Origin of the sequence: Pseudomonas sp. GM74 (assembly GCF_000282455.1) — a bacterium.
GTDB lineage: Bacteria > Pseudomonadota > Gammaproteobacteria > Pseudomonadales > Pseudomonadaceae > Aquipseudomonas.
In genome coordinates this window covers 50,179-63,871 of record NZ_AKJG01000004.1, presented here as the reverse complement: position 1 = coordinate 63,871, position 13,693 = coordinate 50,179, and the positions used below count along the sequence as shown (strand labels likewise).

15 protein-coding genes, 1 pseudogene and 1 riboswitch are annotated in these 13,693 nt (G+C 60.3%); of the genes and pseudogenes, 7 read left to right on the top strand and 9 right to left on the bottom strand.

The features are described from left to right. Window positions 1–142: 142 nt before the first annotated feature. Window positions 143–1,651, bottom strand: coding sequence for a malate dehydrogenase (quinone) (mqo, locus tag PMI34_RS25175; protein ID WP_008045990.1), 1,509 nt, complete (start codon window positions 1,649–1,651; stop codon window positions 143–145). Window positions 1,652–2,389: 738 nt separating this feature from the next. Then, on the bottom strand, window positions 2,390–2,629 hold the full coding sequence (locus PMI34_RS25180; RefSeq protein WP_008045989.1) for a hypothetical protein: 240 nt from the start codon (window positions 2,627–2,629) through the stop codon (window positions 2,390–2,392). Window positions 2,630–2,832: 203 nt separating this feature from the next. On the opposite strand from PMI34_RS25180, the gene PMI34_RS25185 reads away from it, so the two are divergent. Then, entirely contained in the window at window positions 2,833–3,417 is a 585-nt protein-coding gene (locus tag PMI34_RS25185; RefSeq protein WP_008045988.1) for a YajG family lipoprotein, read from the top strand. A 105-nt stretch (window positions 3,418–3,522) separates the two neighbouring features. Here PMI34_RS25185 and PMI34_RS0126975 read toward each other — a convergent pair whose 3' ends face one another. Next, entirely contained in the window at window positions 3,523–3,729 is a 207-nt protein-coding gene (locus PMI34_RS0126975) for a hypothetical protein (protein WP_032829333.1), read from the bottom strand. 190 nt (window positions 3,730–3,919) lie between these two features. Between PMI34_RS0126975 and PMI34_RS25190 the strand changes: the two genes are divergently transcribed. Next, on the top strand, window positions 3,920–4,198 hold the full coding sequence (locus PMI34_RS25190; RefSeq protein WP_007979321.1) for a hypothetical protein: 279 nt from the start codon (window positions 3,920–3,922) through the stop codon (window positions 4,196–4,198). A 77-nt stretch (window positions 4,199–4,275) separates the two neighbouring features. Here PMI34_RS25190 and PMI34_RS25195 read toward each other — a convergent pair whose 3' ends face one another. Then, complete coding sequence (locus tag PMI34_RS25195) at window positions 4,276–5,442, bottom strand: 1-acyl-sn-glycerol-3-phosphate acyltransferase (protein WP_032829324.1); 1,167 nt, start codon at window positions 5,440–5,442, stop codon at window positions 4,276–4,278. A gap of 139 nt (window positions 5,443–5,581) precedes the next feature. Here PMI34_RS25195 and PMI34_RS25200 point away from each other — a divergent pair, with 139 nt between their 5' ends. The 3 genes from PMI34_RS25200 to PMI34_RS25210 are packed head-to-tail and all read left to right on the top strand — an operon-like array spanning window position 5,582 to window position 6,693. Next, window positions 5,582–5,764: a CPXCG motif-containing cysteine-rich protein gene (locus PMI34_RS25200; protein WP_008045984.1), complete on the top strand. Its 183-nt coding sequence runs from the start codon at window positions 5,582–5,584 to the stop codon at window positions 5,762–5,764. A gap of 9 nt (window positions 5,765–5,773) precedes the next feature. After that, complete coding sequence (locus tag PMI34_RS25205; protein ID WP_008045983.1) at window positions 5,774–6,034, top strand: putative signal transducing protein; 261 nt, start codon at window positions 5,774–5,776, stop codon at window positions 6,032–6,034. 35 nt (window positions 6,035–6,069) lie between these two features. Next, on the top strand, window positions 6,070–6,693 hold the full coding sequence (locus PMI34_RS25210; protein WP_007981312.1) for an SOS response-associated peptidase: 624 nt from the start codon (window positions 6,070–6,072) through the stop codon (window positions 6,691–6,693). A 105-nt stretch (window positions 6,694–6,798) separates the two neighbouring features. Here the strand turns inward: PMI34_RS25210 and PMI34_RS29610 are convergent, their stop codons facing one another. Next, window positions 6,799–7,542, bottom strand: coding sequence for a methyl-accepting chemotaxis protein (locus PMI34_RS29610; RefSeq protein WP_411741538.1), 744 nt, complete (start codon window positions 7,540–7,542; stop codon window positions 6,799–6,801). A 111-nt stretch (window positions 7,543–7,653) separates the two neighbouring features. Next, window positions 7,654–7,851, bottom strand: a pseudogene (locus tag PMI34_RS29605) (HAMP domain-containing protein); the annotation flags it as partial. A 1,361-nt stretch (window positions 7,852–9,212) separates the two neighbouring features. Here PMI34_RS29605 and PMI34_RS25220 point away from each other — a divergent pair. Further along, a complete protein-coding gene (locus PMI34_RS25220; RefSeq protein WP_008045981.1) occupies window positions 9,213–10,028 on the top strand; it encodes a M48 family metallopeptidase in 816 nt (271 codons plus the stop codon). Between the two features lie 80 nt (window positions 10,029–10,108). On the opposite strand, the gene PMI34_RS25225 is transcribed toward PMI34_RS25220, so the two are convergent. The 3 genes from PMI34_RS25225 to PMI34_RS25235 form a co-directional block, all read right to left on the bottom strand. Further along, complete coding sequence (locus PMI34_RS25225; protein ID WP_008016665.1) at window positions 10,109–10,693, bottom strand: TMEM165/GDT1 family protein; 585 nt, start codon at window positions 10,691–10,693, stop codon at window positions 10,109–10,111. 89 nt (window positions 10,694–10,782) lie between these two features. Continuing rightward, a riboswitch (yybP-ykoY riboswitch) is annotated at window positions 10,783–10,907 on the bottom strand. 51 nt (window positions 10,908–10,958) lie between these two features. Beyond that, window positions 10,959–11,957, bottom strand: coding sequence for a class I SAM-dependent methyltransferase (locus PMI34_RS25230; protein WP_008045980.1), 999 nt, complete (start codon window positions 11,955–11,957; stop codon window positions 10,959–10,961). 33 nt (window positions 11,958–11,990) lie between these two features. Then, on the bottom strand, window positions 11,991–12,956 hold the full coding sequence (locus tag PMI34_RS25235; protein ID WP_008045979.1) for a 2-hydroxyacid dehydrogenase: 966 nt from the start codon (window positions 12,954–12,956) through the stop codon (window positions 11,991–11,993). A 91-nt stretch (window positions 12,957–13,047) separates the two neighbouring features. Here PMI34_RS25235 and PMI34_RS25240 point away from each other — a divergent pair, with 91 nt between their 5' ends. After that, window positions 13,048–13,677, top strand: coding sequence for a LysE family translocator (locus tag PMI34_RS25240; RefSeq protein WP_008045978.1), 630 nt, complete (start codon window positions 13,048–13,050; stop codon window positions 13,675–13,677). Window positions 13,678–13,693: the final 16 nt, after the last annotated feature.

The window sequence follows — 13,693 nt, the reverse complement described above, 5'->3', positions numbered from 1 at the left end:
CAGCCTCGCTTCGCTCGACAGCTCCTACATTGGACCGCGTGTTCCTGTAGGCGCTGTCGAGCGAAGCGAGGCTGCGATCTTTCAAATGCATAAAAAAACGCCCCGTTCTCGACGAGAGAGGGGCGTTTTTCATGAGGCCGAATCAAGCGTAGCTTTCGGTCTCGCTGCTGGCTTCAACCAGTTCCAGGGCAACGTTGTTCTGCGTGTTGATCTTGCGATACAGCGCAGCGTCGGTTTCCAGGACCTTTTCCCGGGCCGGGAAGATTTCGGCCAGTTTGCTAGCCCATTCGCCTTTGGCTTTGCCCGGGAAGCATTTCTCGATCAGTTCCAGCATGATCGAAACGGTCACCGAGGCACCAGGCGAAGCGCCGAGCAGTGCCGCCAGGGAACCGTCCTTGGCCGCGACCAGTTCGGTACCGAATTGCAGGATGCCGCCTTTTTTCGGGTCTTTCTTGATGATCTGTACCCGTTGGCCGGCCACTTCCAGGCGCCAGTCTTCGGCTTTCGCCTCAGGGTAGAAGCGACGCAGGGACTCCAGGCGCTGCTCCATCGACTGCATCACTTCGCTGACCAGGTACTTGGTCAGGTCCATGTTGTTTTTTGCCACGGACAGCATCGGGCCGATGTTGCCGGCACGAACCGACATCGGCAGGTCCATGAAGGAACCGTGCTTGAGGAACTTGGTGGTGAAGCCGGCATAAGGTCCGAACAGCAGGGACTTCTTGCCTTCGACTACGCGGGTGTCCAGGTGCGGCACGGACATTGGCGGCGAACCTACGGCAGCCTGGCTGTAGACCTTGGCCTGGTGGTGCTTGACCACTTCCGGGTTGTCGCAACGCAGCCATTGGCCGCTGATCGGGAAGCCGCCAAAGCCTTTGCTCTCTTCGATGCCCGAAGCCTGCAGTAACGGCAAAGCCGCACCGCCCGCGCCGAGGAAGACGAATTTGGCGTCGACTTCACGGGTGTTGCCGCTGTTGACGTCCTTGATGCTGACAGTCCAGCCACCGTTGCTGCGCTTGAGGCCGGTCACGCGCTTGCAGTACTTGACCTGTGCATCGGGTGCGCTGGTCAGGTGCTTGAGCAACTGGTTGGTCAGGGCGCCGAAGTTGACGTCGGTGCCATTGATCACGCGGGTCGCGGCGAGGGTTTCGCCAGGATCGCGGCCAGGCATCATCAGCGGCATCCACTCGGCCATCCTGGCCTTGTCTTCGGTGTATTCCATGTCCGCGAAGGCGTGGTGCTTGCTCAGCACCTTGAAGCGTTCCTTGAGGAAGGACACGCCGCTGTCGCCCTGCACGAAGCTCAGGTGTGGCACCGGGCTGATAAACGATTTGCACGAGCCGAACGTGCCCTTCTTGGTCAAATACGACCAGAACTGCTTCGACACCTCGAACTGGGTGTTGATGTGCACGGCTTTCTTGATGTCGACGGCGCCATCGGCTGCCTGCGGCGTGTAGTTGAGCTCACATAGCCCGGCGTGACCGGTACCGGCGTTGTTCCACGGGTTGGAACTCTCCGCGGCACCGGAATCCATCAGCTCGACGACTTCCAGCTTGATCGCGGGGTCGAGCTCTTTGAGCAGCACTGCAAGGGTGGCACTCATGATGCCGGCCCCAACCAGTACTACGTCGACTGCTTCGTTATGCGCCATTTAACGCGTCTCCAAAATCTGCAGCACCAAATTGTCGGCATGGCTGCCAGGCGTTCCGGGGCGTGTCAGTGTGGCCCCAGGGTATTCATGGCAGTATCGCCATGTCCGAATCTTCGCAATTTATCGCAACTTCGACGGACGCTACCTGCCGGGCCTATGAGCCATATGAACTCATTTCGGCGCGCGGGAGGCAATTCGACTTATGGTCGATACATCCGTTTGTGCAACCAAATCCGTAGCGGACAGGCTTCAGGCTCCGGTGTTCGAGGAATACTCGGTCCTGTGTCGTTGGGCTGTTGTAGACGCTAATGGTGCATGTTCAGACGCAAAACTATTCATTTGCTCGCCACACTCTTGTGAAGTTGTGAAAACCCGTTTTTTTCACGCTCTTTTGAAGACGTGAACCTCAAAAAGGGCTGTCCCAGCCTGGCACCGTGCCCGGATGGATTGCCGCCATGGGATACAGGGCAGGCAAAACGGGCAAACAGCTCAGTGACCGAGCGTAATGACAGCTCTGCAGATTCGCGAAAAGTGGAGGTTTTGCTCAACAAAACAGCAAGCGCGCCAGCTTCACTCGATCTGTGTGGGCGGCTCTCTGTGGGCGGTGCGGGGTGTCAATACAAGCGCATTGACGATGCTGCGAGGCCCGATCAGGAGACGTCCTTATAATCGGGGGGAGATTGTATCTAAGAAACGCAGGGAAATGGTCGTGTTTAATGACTTTTATTAGGTGTTTGGTCAGGTCGTCATCAGATGTTGTGCGCGCGAGCGTGGCCGGTGTTGCTGCGAAACGACACGGGCACCGGCAGGCAGGGGCTGATTCAGCCAGTTCAGGCGGATCTCTTCGATTTCAACCCAGCCATCGCCCATGGGCTGGAGGCTGCACTGCCTGAAGGCCTGGCAGCGGCCGTTGCGGTCGAGCAGGGCGAAGCAGCGATGCAGTGGACGTGGCGCGAACAGAGAGATCAGATGGCGCATGGCGGGTACCGTTTGGGTGTCTGCCGAGAAGATTGCCTGCAGGCCATTACGTGCAAGTGTATGGGGGGTGACATCTGTATGACAGGAACCGCGTTGCCAAGGGCTTGTCAGAGATTTCATCAAACACTGTGAGGTGCTGGTTACCCGCAGTGGCGCACCGCTATACTGCCGGCCTGTTTGTGCCTGATTCTGGAGAGAAGAGCATGTTGCAACGCCTGTTGTTCGGTTTGATCACTGTGACCAGTTTGACCCTGGTTGGCTGCGCCCACAGCCCGCAACAACTGAGCCCGGAACCGAAGCTGACCACCCAACTGGCCCCGGTCGGCCATGGTCAGCCCGTCGTGGTGCGTGTAGTGGACGGTCGTCCGTCACCGACACTGGGCACCCGTGGTGGCCTGTATCCGGAAACCAGCGCAATCACCGTGCAGAGCGCGCAGATCCTGCCGAAGTTGCAGGCCCAGGCTGAAGCCGCCGTACGGCTGTTGGGCTTTACCCCGACGAACAACGCCATGAACGCACCGCAACTGACCGTGACCCTGACGGAGTTGAAGTACCAGTCGCCCAAGGAAGGCATGTACGTGACCGAAGCCACCATCGGCGCGACCTTCCGCTCCGATGTACAGAACGCCAACCGTCGCTACAGCGGCCGTTATGGTTCGTCCCTGGACCAGCGCTTCGGTATGGCGCCGAACCAGGAAACCAACACCAAGCTGGTCAGTGATGTGCTGAGCGATGCGTTAACCCGTCTGTTCAAGGACCCGACCGTGGGTCAGGTGCTCGGCGAGTAACCTTCGCTGGATGTGAAAAAGCCCGGTGCCAGCGATGGTCCCGGGCTTTTTCATGAGCGTTGGGTTGAGTCAGATTCACACTGATCAAGTGTGGGAATGGTTGTGTCAGGCCGCTTCTGAGTAGAAATCCAGCACACTCACACCGGTCAGTAAATCCGTTTCAGGCAAATCCGCATGGTGATACCCGCCCAAGGCGCAATACACCAGCCAGTGGCGATCCTGAACGTTGAAGGCGAGGCTGCCGACGAGGGCTTGTTGTTCTTCGCTGGGGGTGATGAGGTAAAGGCGATCCTGGTTTTCGGCGTGAAGCATGACGTGGTCCTTGTCGGTTTCGAGGCGCGCATGTTCGCCGATACAGATGACGAAGCCGTGACGCAGGACAGCCATTGATCAAATGCTTCGTTATTTGTCGGAAACAGAAGGCAGGTACGCAGGCTTTCGGTAGAATCCGCGCCGCGGTCGCCGGTCCGGCACCTGCCACCTGATTTGCTTGAGGTCTGTGATGTCGCTGCACTTGATGACGCTGTTTACCGCCCATCCCGCCAAATTGATCAATCTGCTGGCCTTGCTCTTTGCCTTCCCGGGCGGCTGGTTGCTGCACGCCACCCGTCGTCGCGAACTGCGCGCGATGGCCAGTTTGCAGGCGCAGCGCCAGAGCAGCCCCAACGTAGAACCCACGCTGGACTGGGCGACCTTGCGCATGAACCGGTTTTTCTACATCTTCGGCTTTGCCTGCATGGGGATGGCGCTGCTGGTGTCGTGGATCAGCACTCAGGTCTGAGTAACCGCAAAACCTGTGGCGAACAGATACAAAAGCGGCGCCCCAGGGGCGCCGTTTTCACATCTGGCAGAAACCGCTTACAGCGCTAACCCTGCCTTCACCCGGTACTGATTGCGCACCGGCGTCGCATATTGCAGCACCAGGAATGGACGATGCTCCTCAGGGCAGGCGTCCAGGCGGCGTTGCCATTCTTCATGAGCCTTGGCCAGTTCTTCGGCCGGGAACATTTCGGCGGCTTTGGGCACCTGCAACTGCGGATCGGCGTCCTTCCACTGCGCGTAAGCCAGGTAGTGCACCGGGAACAAGCGGTATCCGCTGAGGATTTGCCTGTCCATCTCGACCGCCAATTGCTTGGTGTCTTCGAACAGTTCGGTGATCGGCGCGGCAAAGTTCACATGCACCCGGCCCTTGTAGCCGGTGATGCCCTTGGCGATGCTCACGTCATCCTCGCCTGGCACTTTGGTGTAGGTGCCGGTGGTGGCACGGATGTAAAGCTCGCGGGCCTTGGCCTGGTCACACGGGTCGTATTCGTAGCTGATCGACACCGGGGTCAGGTTCAGCGACTGAATGACTTCGCCGAACGGCTCGTCCTTGCGACTCATGTGGAACATCTTGAGGATCGCCGATTCGGTACGGTCGTCACCGTCCTTGGCGCGGCCTTCGGCCTGGGCGATCCAGATCGAGGCGCAATCGTTGCGGATCGAATGGTTGATGTACGCCGAAAGCAATTGATAGGCCGCCATTTTCTCCCGGCGTCCGCTGATCGAGCGGTGCACGATGAAACTCTTGTTCAGGCGCATCAGGTCGCTGACGAAGGGCTTTTGCAGCAGGTTGTCGCCAATGGCGATGCGCGGGGTCGGCAGGCCGGCGTGGTACACGGCGTAGTTGACGAAGGCCGGGTCCATCACGATGTCGCGGTGGTTGGCGATGAACAGGTAGGCGCTGCCGGACTTGAATTGCTCCACACCGGTATAGGTGACACCGTCGGTGGCGCGCTCGATGGTGTGGTCGACGTAAACCTCGACTTTGTCCTGTAACGTGGCCACACAGGTCACGCCGGCAAACTCACGGCGCAGCCGATGGGCTATAAGAGGTTTGAGCGCCCAGCCTAAAGCGCCGGCAAAACGCGGGAAGCGGAAGTGGGTGAGGATATCTAGAAACGCCTTGTCGCCGAGCAGCCGGTCCAGCACCGCTGGGACTTCGCTGTCGTCGTAAGGTCGGATGGCATCGAATTCGCCCATCATGCTCTCTTGTTAGAAACGGCTAGGGTAAGTAAAGGTTTTGTTCGAAAACCGGCGGGGCACGGTCTGAAAAAGTAGCCAGACAAAAATAGCCCTGCAAATAGACCGGCGATTATACGCACAAGTCACCTGGGAGACCGCGATGCTGGAAAACGCAGTGTATGAATGTCCGTATTGTGGTGAGGAGGTAGAGACGACGCTGGATTTGTCCGGTGGCGATCAGACCTATATCGAGGACTGTCAGGTGTGCTGCCGGCCGATAACCTTCGTGTTGCAGGTTCATGAAGAGGAATGGCATCTCGAAGTGTTCAGTGAAAACGAATGAGGAGCGTGTATGCAGCGCATCTACGATCCGGAAAACCTGATGGAAGGCGAACTGCTGCAAGGCATGCTCGCCAGCGAGGGTATCGAGGCGCATCTGGTGGGCCGTGATTTGCTCGGGGGCAGCGGCGAGTTGCCGATCTATGGCCTGCTCGGGCTGTCGGTCGAGAACGACCAGGCTGCATACGCCCGCGAGCTGATCACCGCGTACAATGCCGCGCTGCCGCTGTCCGGCGATGAACCGGATAGCTTTCCCGGCACGTTGGTCTGTTAGGCTGGCGTTCGTTTGATCAAGAGCCGTGTTGCCCCATGTGTGGACGTTATGCCCTGTTTCGCTGGAACCCCGCCTTCGCGGCGCTGCCCGGTTTTCCCGCCGACCAGCAGGCGCAGTGGAACATTTCTCCGAATGATTCGGTGTTGATGCTGCGGGCCGGGCCTGACGGTCAGCGCACGCTGGCCCGCGCCCGCTGGGGCCTGACGCCGCCCTGGCTGACCGATCTGTCCCGCACTCCGGCCCACGCCCGCGCCGAAACCGTTGCCGAACAACCGATGTTCCGCGAAGCCCTGCGCCTGCGCCGCTGCCTGTTGCCGGCCAACGGTTTCTACGAATGGCGCGGCACGACGCGCAAGCGCCCGTACTGGCTGACACCGGGGGAGGGCTCGTCATTGTTCTTTGCGGCGATCTGGGAGGCATATCCGGTGCAGGAGCAGGTGTGGCTGAGTACTGCCGTGATCACCCAGCCGGCGGCAAGCCAGCGGCGGCCGTTGATTCTTGATGAGGCGGGGCAGGCCGCGTGGCTGGATCCCGAGACGCCGTTGCATGCTTTGCAAGCCTTGCTGGCCAGTGAACCCGCCGCATTGCGTGAGCGGGTGCTGGCCAACATGGTGAATGATCCGAAGCTCAATGGGCCGGAGTGTCTGACGCCGGGATGACAGGTTGTCTGTGCTGACGCCATCGCTGGCAAGCCAGCTCCCACAGGGATTTGCGGCATTCACAAAACCTGTGGGAGCTGGCTTGCCAGCGATGAGGCCCTTGAATTAGACCCTGAACTGATTGATCAGCCGCCGCTGCTGCTCGGCCAGCTTGGTCAAGTCCGCACTGGCCGCGCTCGACTCATCCGCACCACCGGCCACTTCATTGGCCACCTGACCGATGTTGATCACGTTGCGGTTGATGTCGTCCGCCACCGCACTTTGCTCCTCGGCCGCGCTGGCAATCTGGGTGTTCATGTCGTTGATCACCGACACCGCCTGAGTGATGGTTTCCAGCGCTTCGGCGGCCTTGGCCGCATGCTGCACGCTTTCGTCCGTGCGGTTCTGACTGTCTTCCATGACTCGCACCACATCCCGCGTGCCCTGCTGCAGTTGCTGGATCATGGCCTGGATTTCTTCGGTGGCCTTTTGCGTCTTCTGCGCCAGGTTGCGCACCTCGTCGGCCACCACGGCAAAACCTCGGCCCTGTTCACCGGCGCGGGCGGCTTCGATGGCTGCGTTCAGGGCCAGCAAGTTGGTCTGCTCGGCGATCCCGCGAATGGCGGTGAGGATGGCGTTGATGTTTTCGCTGTCCTTGGCCAGGGTTTGCACCACGCCCACGGCCCGGCCGATCTCCACGGCGAGGGCGCCAATCGAATTCGAGGTGTCGCGCACGATCTGCATGCCCTGGCTGGCGGCTTGATCGGCATGGCTGGCGGCTTGTGCGGCCTGGGTCGCATTGCGCGCAACGTCCTGGGCGGTGGCGGTCATTTCCTGCACGGCGGTGGCCACCTGATCGATCTCGGCCATTTGTTTGTGTACGCCGGTGTTGGTGCGGATAGCGATGTCGGCGGTGTGTTCCGACGAGTCGCTGACGCTCTGCACCGAAGTCACCACCTGGGTGATCATCGCCTGCAATTTGGCCAGGAAGGTGTTGAAGCCTTTGGCGATCGAACCCAGTTCATCGGCGCGGTCGCTGGTCAGGCGCCGGGTCAGGTCGCCTTCGCCCTGGGCGATATCGTCGAGCATGGCCACCATTTGCTTGAGCGGACGGGCGATGCCGTGGCCCACCAACCAGATCACCAGCAAACCGATACCGGCAATCACCAGGCCGACCATCGCCATGCCGAAGGTGTCGGATTTACGCTGGGCGTCCAGGTCGGCCTGGAGTTTTTGCAGGTCGGCCATGACCGCATTCAGCGGCAATTGCAGCATCAGGGTCCAGCGGGCGTCGGTCTGGCCGATACCGAAGGGCAGGTACAACTCGATCCGGCCCTGGGCCTTGTCGACGGTGTAGGTGACTTCGCCACGCTTGAGATTGGCCATGTTGGCGATCTGTTTGCTGTCGAGGATGTCGCTGACCTTCTCGCCGAATTTGCCCGGATCCTTGGTGTAGGCAACGATCCGGCCATTGCCGCCGATCAGGGCCATTTCCCCGGCGCCGCCGTAGAGTTTCTGGTTGGCGCCCAGAAGCATTTCCTGGATGAAGTTCACCGACAGGTCGGCACCGACGATGCCCTGGAAAGCGCCGTTGAGCATGATCGGTTCGATAAAAGAGGCGAGCATGACGATTTTATCGCCGACCTTATAAGGCGCTGGATCGATCACGCAGGATTTTCTGGTTTCTTTCGAGCACAGGTAGTACTCGCTGGCGCGCACGCCGGTGGACAGGGTTTTCTGGTCGTCGACGTCCACCAGTTTGTCCAGGCCCAGGGTGCCGTCGTCGTTGCGGAACCACCAGGGCAGGAAGCGCCCGTTGCTGGCGTCGATGCCGACCACCTGGGTGCCGACGTAGGCCGCATCATTGTGGTCCAGCGCGTCTTTTTCCCAGCCGATGTAGGTGCCGAGGATCTTTGGGTTCTTGACCACGTTTTCCTTGATCAGGCCGATCAGTTGCTCACGGCTGAGGCTCAGCGCAGGCTGGCCATCGGCACCGGGTGTGCCGATCAGGGCGTTGACCCGCACCAGCGCGCCGGCGATCAGCAGCGGTGCTTCGAGTTCACGCTGGATCTGGCTGACCTGGGTCTGCGCCAGGGACGTCAGGCGTTGTTCGATGACTTGCTCGAACTGGGCCTGGGTCCGATCCTGGACCATGTCCTGCGTCCGGGCCCCGGAAAACAGCGCGTACACCACCAGCGCTGCCACGACACTAAGGACAATGGCGCCGGCAAGGGCTGCCACGGAAAACTGGATCGACTTGAATTTCATGGGGGCTCCGCACGGGAAAAGACGACTGCCCAGGTGTATCGGCAGGGTGACGGGCGGGCATGAGCGCGGGCGGTTGAAATGACTGTTTTTACATGCCGGATGTCGTAATTGAATCAATGCGCGGCGTGATGGGCTGTGGGGCGCCGCCGTATGTGAATTTTTTTCTACGGCGATGAGAGCTTTGTCCGAATTGTGCGTCTTACGTCCATTGTATCTGGCGCCTATACATTTCCGCGCCTAGGATACGCAGCATGTTTTCAGGGAGTTTTTTGATGAACAAGATTTTGGTTGTCAGTGCGCTGGGCGCAGCGCTGTTGCTCACCGGTTGCCAGTCGGTCAATACCACCAGTGGCGGTGCTGTAGGCGTTGAGCGCAAGCAATACATGTTCAGCATGTTGTCCGCGCAAGAGGTCGACCAGATGTACGCCCAGTCGTATCAGAAGACTGTGGGCGAAGCGTCCGGCAAAGGTGTGCTGGACAAGACCAGCAATGAAGCCCGGCGGGTTCAGTTGATTGCCGACCGGCTGATTGCCCAGGCGCCGAACTTCCGTCCGGACGCGGCCCAGTGGAAGTGGGAAGTCAACCTGATCAAGAGCGATGAACTCAACGCCAACTGCGGCCCTGGCGGCAAGATCATCTTTTACACCGGGCTGATCGACACCCTGAAACTGACCGACGATGAAATCGCCGCGATCATGGGCCATGAAATCGCCCACGCCCTGCGCGAGCACGGTCGTGAAGCGATGTCCAAGGCTTACGGCATCGAAATGGCCAAGCAGGGCGCCGGTGCCTTGTTGGGATTGGGGCAGGACACCATGGCCCTGGCCGATACCGTGGCCAACTACGGCATGACCTTGCCCAACAGTCGCGCCAATGAAAACGAAGCGGACCTGATCGGCCTGGAACTGGCGGCCCGTGCTGGCTACAACCCGAATGCCGCAATCACCCTGTGGAACAAGATGAGCAAGGTCTCGGAAGGTTCGCCACCGGAGTTCATGAGCACTCACCCGACATCGTCGAGCCGTATTGCGGCGTTGCAGGCGGCGATTCCGAAAGTCATGCCGCTCTACAACAGCGCCAAGAAATAAGCTGCAAGCTGCAAGTTTGAAGCAAAGCAGATCTGCTCTGCTTCAAACTTGTGGCTCATTGCTTGAAGCTTGCCGCTGCTTTAAACCCATCCGCTGCTCTGCATCGCCTTGTACACCGCGACAATCGCCAGGATGAAGAACGCCGACGCCGCCAGTCGACGGATCAGGGTCAATGGCAATTTGTCCGCGGCAAAGTTACCGGCCAATACCACGGGCACGTTGGCAATCAGCATGCCGAGGGTGGTGCCGATGATCACCAGCCACAGTTCCGGATACTGCGCAGCCAGCATCACGGTCGCGATCTGCGTCTTGTCGCCGATCTCCGCGAGGAAAAACGCGATCAGCGTGGTCAGGAATGGCCCGAACTTGCGGGCGGTGCTGGCCTCGTCGTCATCCATCTTGTCCGGGACCAGGGTCCACAGCGCCGTGGCGGCGAAGCTCGCGGCGAGGATCCAGTGCAGCATCGTATCCGAGAAGAAACTGCCGACCCAGGCACCGACTGCACCGGCGGCCGCGTGGTTGGCCAAGGTCGCGGCGACGATACCGGCGATGATCGGCCAGGGCTTGCGGAAACGGGCGGCGAGAATGAGCGCGAGCAGTTGCGTCTTGTCGCCGATTTCGGCCAAGGCAACGATTGCGGTGGGTACGAGTAATGAATCCAGCATCAGGGGTTTTCCTAAGGGGCGGGTCGACACGGCTATGACACGTACAGCCTTCCCGCCCCGGGTAAGGTGTTCGTGTCATAGGTCTTGTCAAACCCTGCGATCCATCTGATGTGGATGCTTGGGTCGCATGCGCCATGGTCTTTTGACCAAGTATGTTGACGCATGCCGGACGAGCGTGGCGCTCGTGGGAGACTACTCCCCTAGGACGGAGCGGATTCTGCCTAGGCAAAATCCATTCGGCAAGCCTTCTTTTTCAAAAGAAGTTCTATCCGCGCTTGGCTCGGTAGATCCGGAAGCCCTGTCCTTCGGCCTTGATCGCACACACGCCAAGGTGCTCTTCGATCAGCGGTTGATACTTCAGGAAGCTATTGGCTACCAAGCGAAGTTCGCCGCCGTTTTTCAGATGTTTGGCCGCTTTTCGCAGCAGGTTTTCCGTTGCGAAGTAGTCGGTGTGCACGCCGACATGGAACGGCGGATTGCTCAGGATTGCACTCAAACCCATCGGCGCGGCATCGATTCCGTCACCGGTAATCACCTCGGCTTCCAGACCATTGGCAGCCAGAGTCAGACGACTGCTGGCAGCGGCAAAGGCATCCACATCCAGCAACGTGACCTGGTTGTGCGGGTAACGACGTTTCACCGCCGCGCCCAAGACCCCTGCACCGCAACCGAAATCGAGCAAGTGGCCGCTGGGCAGTTTGTCCAGATGCTCCAGCAGCAGTGCGCTGCCGCGATCCAGGCGACCATGGCTGAACACCCCCGGCAGGCTGATGACCTTCAGCGGGCCTTCGGCCAGCGGCAGTTCGTAAGTCTGCGCCAGGCTTTCCAGCGGTTTGGCTTCAGGCGCGTTGGCCACGGTGACCAGCCAGAGCTGGCAGTGGCGCGCGCTGTCGAGTTTGCGTGGCTTGCCGAACGGATTGAGTTGTTTGGCGGCACCTTCGATGCCGCTTTTTTTCTCGCCGACCAGGTACAGCTCGCGACCGGCAAGCCGCGAGGCGAGGGCGTTGAGGATGTAGTCGGTCAGGTCCTTGGCCTTGGGCAGAAAAACCACCGCTGTATCGAACTCGCGCTCGGGCGCATTCACGCCAAAATGGCTGCGCTCGGCGAAGCGGGCGTCCAGCGCGGCCTGATCGCCGGCGTGCCAGCACCAGCCATGAGCTTCGGGCAGGCGGCCCAGCAAGTCGTCGGCGGGCAAACCGGCCAACAACACCGAACCCTGGAATAACTCGGCCTGACGAAGCAGTACTTCACTGCGCGGATCCATAACTGCTCCCGTGGAAAAAAGTGCCGCAGTTTATCAACTGACGACCCGTAGCGCCTTACCGCTGAAGTATCCCCGTGCGTTTTCGGTCACTTGGCCAACGATTCGCTGGCGCGCCTCGCGGCTGCCCCAGGCGTTGTGCGGGGTGACGATCAGGCGCGGGATGTCGTGGGCCAGCAGCGGATTGCCGTTGACGGGAGGCTCGATGCTCAGCACGTCAGTGGCGGCGCCCCCCAGATGTCCGTTGCGCAAGGCGTCGGCCAGCGCCTGTTCGTCGATCAGGCCTCCGCGGGCGGTGTTGATTACGAACGCGCCAGGTTTCATCGCGGCCAGTTCACGGGCACCGATGAAGTGGCGGGTGTGTTCGTTGAGCGGGCAGTGCAGAGTCAGTGCGTCGATTTGCGGCAACAATTCATTCAGCGGCAAGCGGTCCGGTCGGGCAGGGCGTCCGGGAATTTGCCCCGGCAGAACGCGCATGCCGAAGGCTTCAGCCAGCCGTGCGACTGCACCGCCCAATTCGCCATGTCCCAGCAGGCCAAGGGTTTTGCCCTCGAGTTCGACGATCGGGTAGTCCAGCAAACAGAATTGTCTGGCTTGCTGCCAGCGACCTTCGCCGACGGCTTTTTGATAATCGGCCAGGCGCGTGGCCAGGTTGAGCAGCAGCATGATCGTGTGCTGCGCCACCGACGGAGTGCCGTAACCTTGGCAGTTACACACGGTAATCCCGTGGGCGCGGGCGGCGGCGAGGTCGACATTGTTGGTGCCGGTGGCGGTGATCAGGATCAGCTTGAGATCAGGGCTGGCGGCCATGGCGGCGGCATCGATCAGGATCTTGTTACTGATGGCGACGGTGGCGCCCTTGAGGTGATCGATGACCTGATCGGGCAATGTCTGGGCGTACAGCTGCAAATCGCTGAAACAACTGCGCAACGGGTCCAGGTCAAGGTCGCCGAGGTCCAGGGACGGGTGGTCGAGGAATACGGCGCGGCGAGTGTTCGTCATCAACTGTACCTTTTGTGCAATGAACTGAAGGCGTAATCTGCCGAGCCTACCAGATGAAATAAATAGTTACGCTTGGCCTGAAGGAGCCCCCATGTACTGGACAGAGTTCTTGACCGTTGCCCTGATTCACCTGCTGGCCGTGGCCAGTCCCGGCCCGGACTTTGCCGTGGTGGTGCGCGAGAGTGTTACCCACGGTCGCCGCGCGGGCACCTGGACCGCGCTGGGTGTGGGTACGGCGATTTTCCTGCACGTGGGTTACTCGCTGTTGGGTATCGGCCTGATCGTGTCCCAGTCGATCGTGCTGTTCAATGCCTTGAAATGGGCCGCCGCCGCTTACCTGCTGTACATCGGTTACAAGGCGCTGCGCGCGCAACCGGCCAAGCCTGTGACGGACGACCTGCACAAGGAAGCCGGGGAACGCACCGCCCGTGGTGCTTTCACCTCAGGTTTCGTCACCAACGGCCTCAACCCGAAAGCCACGCTGTTCTTCCTCTCGCTGTTCACCGTGGTGATCAACCCGCACACGCCGCTGGCGGTGCAGGCCGGTTACGGGGTTTACCTGGCGGCGGCGACAGCGGGCTGGTTCTGCCTGGTGGCGATGTTGTTCAGTCAGCAGCGCGTGCGCGCCGGTTTCGCCCGCATGGGGCACTGGTTCGACCGGACCATGGGTGCGGTGCTGATTGCAATTGGCGTGAAGCTGGCTTTTACCGAGATGCATTGATTCCGTAGTTACTTCA

Excerpts from the sequence above, each read along its gene's own strand:
- mqo (WP_008045990.1), bottom strand. The coding sequence starts at position 1,651 with ATGGCGCATAACGAAGCAGTCGACGTAGTACTGGTTGGGGCCGGCATC.
- PMI34_RS25180 (WP_008045989.1), bottom strand. The coding sequence starts at position 2,629 with ATGCGCCATCTGATCTCTCTGTTCGCGCCACGTCCACTGCATCGCTGC.
- PMI34_RS25185 (WP_008045988.1), top strand. The coding sequence starts at position 2,833 with ATGTTGCAACGCCTGTTGTTCGGTTTGATCACTGTGACCAGTTTGACC.
- PMI34_RS0126975 (WP_032829333.1), bottom strand. The coding sequence starts at position 3,729 with ATGCTTCACGCCGAAAACCAGGATCGCCTTTACCTCATCACCCCCAGC.
- PMI34_RS25190 (WP_007979321.1), top strand. The coding sequence starts at position 3,920 with ATGTCGCTGCACTTGATGACGCTGTTTACCGCCCATCCCGCCAAATTG.
- PMI34_RS25195 (WP_032829324.1), bottom strand. The coding sequence starts at position 5,442 with ATGATGGGCGAATTCGATGCCATCCGACCTTACGACGACAGCGAAGTC.
- PMI34_RS25200 (WP_008045984.1), top strand. The coding sequence starts at position 5,582 with ATGCTGGAAAACGCAGTGTATGAATGTCCGTATTGTGGTGAGGAGGTA.
- PMI34_RS25205 (WP_008045983.1), top strand. The coding sequence starts at position 5,774 with ATGCAGCGCATCTACGATCCGGAAAACCTGATGGAAGGCGAACTGCTG.
- PMI34_RS25210 (WP_007981312.1), top strand. The coding sequence starts at position 6,070 with ATGTGTGGACGTTATGCCCTGTTTCGCTGGAACCCCGCCTTCGCGGCG.
- PMI34_RS29610 (WP_411741538.1), bottom strand. The coding sequence starts at position 7,542 with ATGGCCGAGATCGATCAGGTGGCCACCGCCGTGCAGGAAATGACCGCC.
- PMI34_RS25220 (WP_008045981.1), top strand. The coding sequence starts at position 9,213 with ATGAACAAGATTTTGGTTGTCAGTGCGCTGGGCGCAGCGCTGTTGCTC.
- PMI34_RS25225 (WP_008016665.1), bottom strand. The coding sequence starts at position 10,693 with ATGCTGGATTCATTACTCGTACCCACCGCAATCGTTGCCTTGGCCGAA.
- PMI34_RS25230 (WP_008045980.1), bottom strand. The coding sequence starts at position 11,957 with ATGGATCCGCGCAGTGAAGTACTGCTTCGTCAGGCCGAGTTATTCCAG.
- PMI34_RS25235 (WP_008045979.1), bottom strand. The coding sequence starts at position 12,956 with ATGACGAACACTCGCCGCGCCGTATTCCTCGACCACCCGTCCCTGGAC.
- PMI34_RS25240 (WP_008045978.1), top strand. The coding sequence starts at position 13,048 with ATGTACTGGACAGAGTTCTTGACCGTTGCCCTGATTCACCTGCTGGCC.